The organism is Cellulophaga baltica 18 (assembly GCF_000468615.2).
In the GTDB taxonomy this organism is placed as follows: Bacteria; Bacteroidota; Bacteroidia; order Flavobacteriales; family Flavobacteriaceae; genus Cellulophaga; species Cellulophaga baltica.
In genome coordinates this window covers 913,537-925,948 of record NZ_CP009976.1, presented here as the reverse complement: position 1 = coordinate 925,948, position 12,412 = coordinate 913,537, and the positions used below count along the sequence as shown (strand labels likewise).

The 12,412-nt window shown below is 35.2% G+C and carries 10 protein-coding genes; 8 read left to right on the top strand and 2 right to left on the bottom strand.

The genetic code is table 11. The annotated features are described in order from the left end of the window. The first annotated feature begins 25 nt into the window (after positions 1-25). Positions 26-484 carry a DinB family protein gene (locus tag M666_RS03795; RefSeq protein ID WP_029447687.1) on the top strand — a complete coding sequence of 153 codons (459 nt, stop codon included), beginning with the start codon at positions 26-28 and terminating at the stop codon, positions 482-484. A gap of 1 nt (position 485) precedes the next feature. On the opposite strand, the gene M666_RS03790 is transcribed toward M666_RS03795, so the two are convergent. After that, a complete protein-coding gene (locus M666_RS03790) occupies positions 486-1,235 on the bottom strand; it encodes a PdaC/RsiV family protein (protein WP_029447688.1) in 750 nt (249 codons plus the stop codon). 81 nt (positions 1,236-1,316) lie between these two features. Here M666_RS03790 and M666_RS03785 point away from each other — a divergent pair, with 81 nt between their 5' ends. From M666_RS03785 to M666_RS03770, 4 genes are all read left to right on the top strand, one after another. Then, entirely contained in the window at positions 1,317-2,471 is a 1,155-nt protein-coding gene (locus M666_RS03785) for a cystathionine gamma-synthase (RefSeq protein ID WP_034660569.1), read from the top strand. A gap of 128 nt (positions 2,472-2,599) precedes the next feature. Beyond that, entirely contained in the window at positions 2,600-3,943 is a 1,344-nt protein-coding gene (gdhA, locus tag M666_RS03780) for an NADP-specific glutamate dehydrogenase (protein ID WP_029447690.1), read from the top strand. A gap of 136 nt (positions 3,944-4,079) precedes the next feature. Beyond that, positions 4,080-4,799 (top strand): DNA repair protein RecO, encoded by a 720-nt coding sequence (gene recO, locus M666_RS03775; protein ID WP_029447691.1) that lies wholly within the window; start codon positions 4,080-4,082, stop codon positions 4,797-4,799. After that, on the top strand, positions 4,783-7,212 hold the full coding sequence (locus M666_RS03770) for a TonB-dependent receptor (protein ID WP_082007885.1): 2,430 nt from the start codon (positions 4,783-4,785) through the stop codon (positions 7,210-7,212). Before recO ends, M666_RS03770 begins: the two co-directional genes overlap by 17 nt. A 59-nt stretch (positions 7,213-7,271) precedes the next feature. Here the strand turns inward: M666_RS03770 and M666_RS03765 are convergent, their stop codons facing one another. Further along, a complete protein-coding gene (locus tag M666_RS03765) occupies positions 7,272-7,691 on the bottom strand; it encodes a hypothetical protein (protein WP_029447693.1) in 420 nt (139 codons plus the stop codon). 194 nt (positions 7,692-7,885) lie between these two features. On the opposite strand from M666_RS03765, the gene ileS reads away from it, so the two are divergent. The 3 genes from ileS to M666_RS03750 all read left to right on the top strand — a co-directional run bounded on the left by ileS (position 7,886) and on the right by M666_RS03750 (position 12,384). Further along, entirely contained in the window at positions 7,886-11,287 is a 3,402-nt protein-coding gene (gene ileS / locus M666_RS03760) for an isoleucine--tRNA ligase (protein WP_029447694.1), read from the top strand. A 5-nt stretch (positions 11,288-11,292) separates the two neighbouring features. Continuing rightward, positions 11,293-11,673 carry a TraR/DksA family transcriptional regulator gene (locus tag M666_RS03755; RefSeq protein ID WP_025616482.1) on the top strand — a complete coding sequence of 127 codons (381 nt, stop codon included), beginning with the start codon at positions 11,293-11,295 and terminating at the stop codon, positions 11,671-11,673. A gap of 90 nt (positions 11,674-11,763) precedes the next feature. Next, the gene (locus tag M666_RS03750) at positions 11,764-12,384 is read left to right on the top strand and encodes a DUF4097 family beta strand repeat-containing protein (RefSeq protein WP_029447695.1); all 621 of its coding nucleotides are present in this window, start codon (positions 11,764-11,766) and stop codon (positions 12,382-12,384) included. The last annotated feature ends 28 nt before the right edge of the window (positions 12,385-12,412 follow it).

The following is a 12,412-nucleotide window of genomic DNA, read 5'->3' as shown; positions in this document are numbered from 1 at the left end:
TTAAAACATAATTAAACAGAACATTTTGGAAAAGCTTTTTAATATCACACTTCAGAACAGAAAAATCTTATATAAATTTTTAAAAGATACTCCTAGAGAGCAATTACTAAAAATTCCCGAGGGTTTTCGTAATAATATATGGTGGAATATTGCGCACGTGGTGGTTACGCAGCAAGTATTAATTTATAAGTTAAGTGGTGTGCCAATGCGTGTTTCTGATGAGCTTGTAGAGAAATTTAGAAAAGGCAGTGTTCCTGATGGGAATGCTTCAGATGAAGAAATAGATTTAATTTCAGGTTTTCTTTTTTCTACCGTAGAATGGATGCAAGAAGATTATGATAAAGGTGTTTTTAATTCGTTTGCAGCCTATACCACTAGTGTAAATATTACATTGAGCAAAGTAGAAGATGCCATTGCTTTTAATGTATACCACGAAGGTTTACATATGGGGGCAATTCTAGCTTTATTAAAAGTACAGCTATAATCTACTTTTCTTTTTTTATTTTAACAGTGATGTAGTTTTTAATTTCATCATAAGGGAGAACAAGCTTTATTGGGCCATCGGCATAGGATGCAACTTCATATTGGTTGTAGATTAATAAGAGTCCTTTTTCAGTGAAGCCTATGTTGTTAGGAAGGTAGAAAATGTCGTTTTCAAACATAAAACCAGTACTGTTAATATACCCGTTTTGAGGAATGTCTTCTTGAATCTTAAATTTTATTTCAGCCAAATGTATAAAACGATCTTTGTCTTTTATAAGCTGCCAGTTTTCTAATTGATCTCCTTTTTTCTTATCAAAATTTAGAAGTCTAGTAGCGCTATATCCGTGTGCTCCTCCTGTAAAAATATAGGTTTCTAATTTGATAGTGAGAATATCTTTGTTTTCAAAAATAATGTCACCTTTAATAGAAGCCTCCCAGCTAAGGGTTTCTTCAGGATACATTTTTTTAAGATCTAGATAGCCCTCTTTAAAGGAGCTAATAGCTTCCTCAACAGTGGCAACCTTAACTTCATCATCATATAGTAATTCATTGATGACTTCTTTTTTAAGGCTCGCATTAATATTTTTAGAAAGATCGGTATCGTCTTTAAATTCAAAAATTTCGATAAGTACCTCAGGGCAATCTGCGCAATTTTCGCTTTTATAGTTTAAAGGAGCAAGGGTTAATTCATCTTTTTTTTTGCATCCTAAAACAACTAGGGAAAAGATTAAAATGGTTAACTTTAGTTTCATATTTCTAAGAATTTTTTCTAAATCTGTACTGTAAATGCTGCGGCAAAGATAACAGTACATTTGTAAGTACAATCATGTGTTATGAATGAAAATAAAATAAAATTTAATACTAAGGTTATTCACGGAGGTCAAGAGCCAGATAAAGCATATGGGGCCGTGATGCCTCCTATCTATCAGACATCTACATATGCGCAAGCTAGTCCTGGCGAACATCAAAGTTTTGCCTACTCTCGAAGTGCTAATCCTACCCGCTCTGCTCTTGAAAAATCATTGGCGAGTATAGAAAACGGAAACTATGGTATGGCATTTGGAAGCGGTTTGGCTGCCATTGATGCGGTCTTAAAATTGTTGAGTCCTGGTGATGAAGTTATTTCTACTGACGATCTGTACGGTGGTAGCTATCGTTTATTTAAAAAGATTTTTGAAAAATACGGAATTGTATTTCATTTTGTGGGGATGCAAGAACCTGCTGCTATAGAAGCCTACATCACAGCCAATACTAAACTTATTTGGGTGGAAACACCAACCAATCCAATGATGAATATTTTAGATATTAAGGAAATTGGGGTGCTCGCGAAAAAGCATAAGCTGTTGTTGGCAGTAGATAATACCTTTGCAAGTCCTTTTTTACAGCAACCGTTAGATTTAGGAGCAGACATTGTAATGCATTCTGCTACTAAGTATTTAAGTGGACATAGTGATGTGGTTTTAGGAGGTTTAGTGGTCAAGGATAAAGAATTGGCAGAACAGCTATATTTTATTCAGAATGCGAGTGGTGCCATTTGTGGTCCTATGGATAGTTTTTTGGTACTTAGAGGTATAAAAACGCTACACGTAAGAATGCAAAGACACTGTGAAAATGGAGAAGCTATTGCTCGTTTTTTAGCACAGCATCCGAAAATAGAAAAAGTATTTTGGCCAGGTTTTGAAAACCATCCCAACCATAATATTGCTAAAGCGCAAATGAATGGTTTTGGAGGCATGATTTCTTTTGTTCCAAAAGGGAGTAATAAGGACGATGCGATGAAAATTATCGAGCAGCTTAAAATATTTACCATAGCAGAGTCGTTAGGAGGAGTAGAGAGCCTAGTGGGGCATCCTGCAAGTATGACGCATGCAAGTATTCCAAAAGAGGCCCGTGAAAAGGTGGGTATTGTCGATGCATTAATCCGATTAAGTGTTGGTATTGAGGATGTAAATGATCTAATTGCTGATTTGGAGTACGCTTTGCGATAAATATTTATTAAATTTTTAAAAAAAAGGACTTCAAATTACGATAATAGTATAATTTTGCCGTTATATTTTAAATTCAATAATAAGGACCTTTAACGAGTCGAAGTTAGCAACAGAATCTATTTAAAGATATGGACGAAAAAATTAGAGTATTTATGGAGGAGGTAAAGACCAGAAACGGTCATGAGCCAGAATTCATTCAAGCAGTGCAAGAAGTAGCGGAAACTGTAATCCCGTACATTGCAAAAAATAAAATCTACAATGGCAAGAATATATTGCTACGTATGGTGGAGCCAGAGCGCTTAATTTCTTTTAGAGTTGCCTGGGTAGATGACAAAGGAGAAATACATGTAAACAGAGGTTATAGAATTCAGATGAATTCTGCCATAGGCCCTTATAAAGGTGGCTTACGTTTTCATCCATCTGTAAATGCAAGTATCCTTAAATTCTTAGCTTTTGAGCAAGTATTTAAAAACAGTTTAACCACATTGCCAATGGGTGGTGGTAAAGGAGGGTCAGATTTTGATCCTAAAGGAAAATCGGATGACGAAGTGATGCGTTTTTGCCATGCCTTTATGTTAGAATTAAACCGTCATATTGGGCCAAATACAGATGTGCCTGCGGGTGACATTGGTGTTGGTGCAAGAGAGATTGGTTTCTTATTCGGAATGTACAAGAAGATTAGAAATGAATTTACCGGAGTATTAACGGGTAAAGGACGTTCTTGGGGTGGTTCATTAATCCGTCCTGAAGCAACAGGATATGGTACGGTGTACTTTGCACAAAGTATGTTGCAAACGCAAGGAAAAGATTTCGCAGGTAAGAATGTGGTAATTTCAGGTTCTGGTAATGTTGCGCAATATGCTGCAGAAAAAGCATTGCAATTAGGGGCTAAAATATTAACCCTTTCAGATTCTCAAGGATATATCCATGATAAAGATGGTATAGATACAGAGAAGTTGGAATTTGTAATGGATCTTAAGAACAACCAAAGAGGTCGTATTTCTGCATATGCGGATAAATATGCTTCGGCAACTTTTCATGCAGGAAAAACACCATGGGAAGTTAGTTGTGATATTGCATTGCCATGTGCTACTCAAAATGAATTGAGTGGTGACGATGCAAAAATATTAATTAAAAATGGATGTATTTGTGTGGCGGAAGGTGCAAACATGCCTTCTACTCCAGAAGCGATACATGAGTTTCATGAGGCTAAAATATTATTCGCTCCAGGAAAAGCGTCTAATGCAGGTGGGGTAGCAACTTCAGGATTAGAAATGTCTCAAAATTCATTACGTATCAGTTGGACAAGAGAAGAGGTTGATGGTCGTTTAAAGGATATTATGAGTGATATTCATGATTCTTGTATTGAATACGGGAAAGATGAGAATGGGTATTGCAACTATGTAAAAGGAGCAAACATTGCTGGTTTCGTTAAAGTTGCCGATGCCATGCTAGCACAAGGAGTTATTTAAGATTAAGACCTTAATATATGTAAAATGCGAAGTTTCTGTGAGGAAGCTTCGCATTTTTTATGTCATTTTTTGATTGCTTTTAGCTTAGAAATCTAACCAAGCAAAACCCTATCTTTGCACTACTTTAAAAAGCAAGATGCAAGTCACCACCAAAGCCATAGTATTATCCGCTTTAAAATATGGAGATACCAGTTTGATTGTAAAGATTTATACAGCATCAGACGGGTTAAAATCATACTTGCTCAAAGGAATGTTGGCTTCTAAAAAAGGAAAGCTAAAAACCGCATACTTTCAGCCATTAATGCAATTAGAACTGGTGGCCTATCATAAAAATAAAGGAACATTAGAAACGGTTAGAGAGGCAAAACCTAGCTACCATTACCAAAGTTTACATACCAACATTACTAAAAATGCGTTAACTTTTTTTCTAGCAGAAATGCTGGGTAATAGTATTCAAGAAGAAGAAGATAATGATAACTTATTTGAATTTTTAGAAGCATCTTTGCAATGGTTAGACAGTCATGATGAAATTTCAAATTTTCATCTTTATTTTTTAATGGTATTAACCAAGTACTTTGGTTTTTATCCAGATATATCAGAAAGCAAAGCACCTTATTTTGATTTGCAAGAAGGGGCTTTTTCCTATTCACTATCGCTAAACCCAATAGTGCTAGGGGAGAATTTATATTATTTCAAACAGTTTTTGGGCATAAATTTTGATGCAATTAGCGCAATAAAGATGAGTAAACGGCAGCGTCAAGAACTCTTAAAATCAATAATTCTTTATTATGAATTACATTTGCACGGATTTAGAAAACCTAAGTCACTTGCTATTTTAAATGAAGTTTTTAGTTAGAATGTATAAAAGTTTTGCAATACTATTATTCTTTTTTTCTGCATCTATAACTGGACAAGAGATTACTATTTTAGATATAGAGTCTAAAGAGCCTATTGTAAATGTAGCTGTTTATAATACCGATAAATCAAAGACCAGCATTACAGATTTTGATGGAAAATGTGATTTGAGTCTCTTTGATCAAAATGAACGCATCTTTTTTAAGCATCTAGGCTATGATATTTTTAAATCAACAAAAGCAGTAGTGCTAAAAAAAGAGAATATCTTATACCTTTTTCCAAAAGCTCAGGAGCTCAATGAAGTAGTCATGTCTATTTCTAAATGGGAACAACAAAAGAAAGACATTCCTCAGAAAATAGTATCTATTGATGCAAAATCTATCGCTTTTTCTGCGCCACAAACTTCGGCAGATTTACTTCAAAATAGTGGTAAGGTGTTTGTTCAAAAAAGTCAGTTAGGTGGTGGGAGTCCTATGATTAGGGGTTTTTCAACTAACAGGTTGTTGCTTTCAGTAGATGGTGTGCGTATGAATAACGCCATATTTAGAGGTGGTAATATTCAAAATGTAATTTCTATAGATCCGTTTACAGTGAAAAATACGGAAATTATATTTGGTCCTGGATCTGTGATATATGGTAGTGATGCTATTGGCGGGGTCATGAATTTTTTGACTAAAAAAGTGCAATTCTCTACTACAGGTGAGACTCTTTTTAATGGAGTAGCAAACTATAGGTATGCTACTGCAAATACAGAAAATACAGCTCACGTAGATTTTAGCATTGGTAAAAAGCAATGGGCTTTCTTGACGAGTGTATCTTATAATGATTTTGGCGATTTAAAAATGGGCAAGCATGGTGAGGATTCCTATTTGAGAGAAAACTATGTGCAAACTAATAATGGTGAAGATGTTTTAGTGGCCAATACGGATAATAGATTACAGGTGCCAACAGGCTATAATCAAATTAATCTACTTCAAAAAATAGCATTCAAACCCAATACAAATTGGGATATTAATTGGAGCAATTACTATTCAGAAACTTCAGATTATTCTAGGTATGATCGTTTAATTAGACCCAATAGCGCTGGAGATGGCTTACGTTCTGCGGAATGGTATTACGGGCCTCAAAAATGGTTGATGAGTAACTTGCAGTTCAATAAAAATGGAAAAGGAAAGTTTTATGATGGCTTAAAAATTACTACCGCCTACCAGCATTTTGAAGAAAGCAGGCATGACCGAGGTTTTCAAGATGCTATTTTGTATAGTACAGAAGAGAAGTTAGATGCCTTATCTACAAATATAGATTTTGAAAATAAACGAATTGGAGATTTGCGCTTATATTACGGTGGGGAATATATTTTTAATAAAGTGCATTCTACCGGGAGTCAGTTAGATAGTAATACAGAAGAAACTGCCGCTACAGCAAGTAGGTATCCAGATGGGGCTACATGGCAAACGTTAGCGGGGTATATAAATACAGAATATAAGGCGAAGCCTAATTTTTCTTTGTTGTCAGGAATTAGATATAGTCATGTTTGGGTAGCGGCAGAATTTGACGATACGTATTATAGTTTTCCTTTTGATAATGCAGATTTAAGTACCGGAGCACTTACCGGTAGTTTAGGAATGAGCTGGTTTCCAAAAGCAGATTTACAAATTACGGCAAATGCATCTACAGGTTTTAGAGCGCCGAATATTGATGACGTGGGTAAAATTTTTGATTCTGAACCAGGTTCTGTTGTAGTTCCCAATCCAGATTTAGAGCCAGAGTACGCTTATAATATGGAGCTAGGAATTCAGAAAAATATTAAAGACAAAGTGATGTTGAAAGGGGCTACTTTTTATACATATATGGTGGATGCTTTGGTACGCAGGGATTTTGAATTTAACGGAATGTCTGAAATTGAATATAATGGCGAGCTAAGCAATGTGCAGGCCATACAGAATGCAGCTAAGGCTTACGTATATGGCTTTGAATTTGGTGTAGATGTGACCTTTTCAGAACGGATGTCATTAATTTCTAACCTTACTATTACCAAAGGAATAGAGGAAGAAGATGATGGGACGGATTCTCCAGGAAGGCATGTGGCGCCTACCTTTGGTGATATTCATTACATCTGGAAAAATCAGAAATTTAAAACCGATGTATTCTTGAGTTTCAATGGGGAAGTTGCTTTTGATGATCTTGCTGTTTCTGAGCAGAGTAAGGCATATATTTATGCCGAAGATGTAAATGGCAACCCATATGCGCCCTCTTGGTATACTTTAAATATTAGGTCTCAGTATGCCATTTCCAATGCGATAAAAACCACTGTTAATTTGGAGAATATTACAAATCAAAGGTATCGCAGTTATTCTTCTGGGATTGTAGCTCCTGGAATAAATCTTGTTTTAGCGGTAGCATATACTTTTTAAACATAAAAAATCCCTAACAAAATGTTGTTAGGGATTTTCTCAAGTATTGTAATATGTGCTTATTGCTTAATTTTAGCAGCAGCTTCTTCTGCACTTGTCTTAACTTCAGTACCTGCAGCTTTTGCACCGTCAACCGCTTTAGTCCCTAGCTCTTTGGCACCATCTACAGTTTTAGTTCCTAACTCTTTAGCATCGTCTACTGCTTTTGTTCCAGCGTCTTTCATTTTAGTAGCAGCGTCTTCACCTAATTCTTTAGTGCCTTCAATAGCATTGTTTCCAGCTTCTTTCATGTCTGTACCTATTTCTTCAGCTTTGTTTGCTGCATCTTCACCCATATCTTTTAGGTCTTCACCAGCCTCGTTCATAGCATCGCCAGTAGCTTCTGTCGCTTCCGCTGCTTTGTCTGCAGCATCTCTACAAGAAACAAAACTAGTACTTAATGCAAGCATCATTACGGCACTTAAAATAACTTTTTTCATGTTTTTAATTTTTGTATTTATAATAGTTAATGACTTGCAAGTTAACCATAATAATTGAGCTTTGGTTTTTGCTGCGGGTTACCAAAATGTTGTCTTTTAAATTATTCGTGCATATCATTTTAAAGGAACACCTATTTATTCAATCTAAATTTATAATTTTGCAGGCTTAAAATGTAGTACCAGAAGTAGTTATTATGAAGTTTGCGGAATACAAAGGATTAGATTTACCAGTAGTTGCAGAAGAGATTTTAAAATACTGGAAAGAGAACGATATTTTTGAAAAAAGTATTGCTACTCGTGAGGGAAAAGAAAGCTATGTGTTTTTTGAAGGGCCACCTTCTGCAAACGGTATGCCTGGTATTCACCATGTAATGGCGAGAACTATAAAAGATATTTTTCCGCGTTACAAAACAATGAAAGGATTTCAAGTAAAGCGTAAAGCTGGTTGGGATACTCATGGATTACCAATAGAACTTGGTGTAGAAAAAGAATTAGGAATTACCAAAGAAGATATTGGTACTAAAATATCTGTAGAAGAATACAATGCTGCTTGTAAAAAAGCGGTAATGCGTTATACAGATGTTTGGAATAAAATGACCGAACAGGTTGGGTATTGGGTAGATATGGAAGACCCATACATTACCTACAAGCCAAAATACATGGAAACGGTATGGTGGTTGTTAAAAGAAATTTATAATAAAAACCTTATTTATAAGGGATATACTATTCAGCCGTATTCTCCAAAGGCAGGAACAGGTTTAAGTTCTCATGAATTAAACCAACCAGGAACTTATCAAGATGTAACAGATACTACGGTTACGGCCCAGTTTAAAGCGGTAAGGGAGACGTTGCCTTCATTTTTTGATGACATAAAAGGCGATATTCACTTTATTGCTTGGACAACCACTCCGTGGACTTTACCGTCGAACACGGCATTAACGGTAGGGCCTAAGATAGATTATGTCGTAGTTAAAACCTTTAATCAATATACGTTTGATCCTATAACGGTTGTTTTAGCAAAGCCTTTGGTCGGGAAGCAATTCGCAGGAAAATTTAAAGCTGTAGCAACAGAAGAAGAATTAGCAAGCTATAAAGAAGGAGATAAAAAAATACCTTATCTAGTTTTAGATAATATTATTGGTAAAGATCTAGTAGGGGTAAAATATGAGCAACTTATAGATTATGTGTTGCCATATCAGAATGCAGAAAATGCATTTAGAATTATTGCAGGAGATTTTGTAACTACAGAAGATGGTACAGGTATAGTACATACCGCACCTACTTTTGGAGCAGATGATGCTATGGTGGCAAAACAAGCAGTACCAGAAATTCCTCCAATGTTAGTCTTGGATGAAAATAATAATCCAGTTCCTTTAGTAGATTTACAAGGTAAATTTAGACCAGAATTAAAAGAATTTGGTGGCAAATATGTGAAGAATGAATATTACGATGATGGCGAGGCGCCAGAGCGTTCTATTGATGTGGAGCTTGCTATTAAATTAAAAGAGGAGAATAAGGCATTTAAAGTAGAAAAGTATGTGCACAGTTACCCTAACTGCTGGCGTACGGATAAACCTATTTTATATTACCCGTTAGACTCATGGTTTATTAAGGTTACAGATGTTAAAGATAAAATGTTTGAGCTTAATCAAACAATAAACTGGAAGCCCAAAGCTACAGGAGAAGGTAGGTTTGGTAACTGGTTGGCAAATGCAAACGATTGGAACTTATCACGTTCTCGTTATTGGGGAATTCCTTTACCTATCTGGAGAACAGAAGACGGCAAAGAAGAAATAATGATTGGTTCTGTTGCGGAACTGAAAGGAGAAATGCAAAAAGCATTAGCAGCAGGAGTTCTTGAGAAAGATATTTTTGAAGATTTTGAAGTCGGGAACATGACCGATGAAAACTATGATAAAATAGATTTACATAAAAATATAGTGGATCAAATTACCTTAGTTTCAGCATCCGGAAAACCAATGAAGCGCGAAAGTGATTTAATTGATGTTTGGTTTGATTCTGGTTCTATGCCGTATGCTCAATGGCATTATCCATTTGAAAATAAGGATTTGATTGATGATAATAAAACTTTTCCTGCAGATTTTATAGCAGAAGGTGTTGATCAAACGCGTGGATGGTTTTATACTTTACATGCTATTGCTACAATGGTGTTTGACTCTGTAGCATACAAGAATGTGGTCTCTAATGGTTTGGTGTTAGATAAAGAAGGTAAAAAGATGTCAAAGCGTTTAGGAAACGCGGCAGATCCTTTTGAAACTATGAATGAGCATGGTGCTGATGCTACGCGTTGGTACATGATATCAAATGCGAACCCGTGGGATAATTTAAAGTTTGATTTAGAAGGTATTGCTGAGGTAAAGCGCAAATTCTTTGGAACCCTTTATAATACCTATTCGTTTTTTGCTTTATATACAAATATTGATAATTTTCAATATAAGGAAGAAGATATTCCCTTGAAGGAAAGACCAGAAATAGATCAATGGGTATTGTCTGAGTTACATACATTGATTAAAACGGTAGATGAAGCGTATGCAGATTATGAGCCAACACGTGCCACACGTGCCATCTCAGAATATGTGCAAGAGAATTTAAGTAACTGGTACGTGCGTTTATGTAGAAGACGTTTTTGGAAGGGCGATTATCAAAAAGATAAGATTTCTGCTTACCAAACACTTTATACTTGTTTAATAACGGTTGCTAAATTATCTGCTCCTGTTTCTCCATTTTTTATGGACAGGCTTTACAAGGATTTAACGAATACAACACATACAGAAAATTTTGAAAGTGTACATTTGGCCGATTTCCCAGTTTATGATAAAAACATTGTAAACAAAGAGTTAGAGAGCAAAATGGCAAAAGCGCAAACCATATCATCGTTAGTACTTTCTATTCGTCAGAAAGAGAAGATAAAAGTACGCCAGCCATTACAAAAAATTATGATTCCTGTTTTAGATGAAAAGCAGAAGAATGAGATTTTGGCGGTATCTGACTTAATTAAGTCGGAAGTGAATGTGAAAGAAATTGAGCTCTTAGATGATGCTTCTGGAATATTAGTGAAGCAAATAAAGCCAAATTTTAAAGTTTTAGGACCAAAATTTGGTAAAGATATGAAGCTGGTTGCCAGTGAAGTAGCTAAATTTTCTCAGGAAGATATCCAAAAAATTGAGCAACAGGGCGAAATTTCAATTGAAATTAACAATAAAAGTAGTATTTTACAGCTGCAAGACGTTGAGATTTCTTCTCAGGATATTGAGGGTTGGCTAGTGGCAACTTCAGGACCATTAACAGTTGCATTAGATGTGACTATTAATGAGGAATTAAGAAAAGAAGGAATTGCAAGAGAGCTGGTTAATAGAATCCAGAATTTGAGAAAAGACTCTGGTTTTGAAGTAACAGATAGAATTAATATTAAAATTTTAAAAAATAGTTTGGTTGAAGATGCTGTAGCTAGTAATCTTGATTATATAAAAACAGAGACCTTAACTGCTGAGCTAAATTTTGAAGAAGAATTAGAAAATGGTACGGAAATTGCCTTTGATGAGGTGAACACCAAATTGTTTATCCAAAAACACTAAAAACTATGGTTGAAGATTTAAAAGTTAGATACTCTGATAAAGACTTAGCAGAATTTAAAGAGCTTATTACAGACAAAATTGAAAAAGCTAAAAGTCATTTAGAACTTTTAAAAAGCTCTTATATGAATGATGGAAATAATGGTACAGATGATACCTCACCAACATTTAAAGCTTTTGAAGAGGGTTCTGCTACGATGAGTAAAGAGGCAAATACGCAGTTGGCTATTCGTCAAGAGAAATTTATTCGTGATTTGAAAAATGCGGTACTGCGTATTGAGAACAAAACATACGGAATCTGTAGAGTGACTGGAAAATTGATTAATAAAGAGCGCTTAAAATTAGTTCCGCATGCTACTTTAAGTATCGAGGCTAAGAATATGCAGTAATTTTTCTTCAATAAAAATTTAAATCCCGTGTTTGATGTCGCTTGTTAAGTGCATTGGTACGGGTTTTTTTATGCAAGCCAAAATTATAAAATGAAAGTACTTTGCTTTATTTTTTTAGTTGTATCAATGCAATTTGGGCAGGCTCAGAAGGTAGTTGAGAAAACAATTTTTGATACAGTAGACACTGCAATTGAAATAGATGCGAGCAATTGTTATGCAGTTTTCGTAACAACTTCAAAAAGTAATAAGGTAATAGTAGCGGCTAAAATGGCCGGAGAATATAGCGATAATCTTAGTTTGAATATTCATGAAGAAGGGAGCACCTTATTGATTGATACTGGCTTTAATTTAAATTTTGAAGCTCCAAACGATAAGTTAAGTGCGCATAAGGTGGTGTCTATTTCATTGCATGTTAGTGTGCCAGAACATTTAAGAGTAAGAATTTTTGGAACTTATAGCAATATAGACGTTTCTGGTTTTTATAGAAACTTAGACGTCTCATTAAATGATGGAAACTGTACCCTCAGAAACACAGGCGTAGACACTAACGTACAAACACAAAGTGGAACAATTACCGTAGTTGCTGATTCTGGAACAATAACAGCCAAGACTAAATATGGGCGGTTGTCTTCTGAAGAAATAAAGAGCGGAAGTGATGTTTATAATCTTAAATCAGTTACCGGAAATATACATCTTAAGAAACTCAATTAATATAACTATTTTTGCACCACGTTTATAA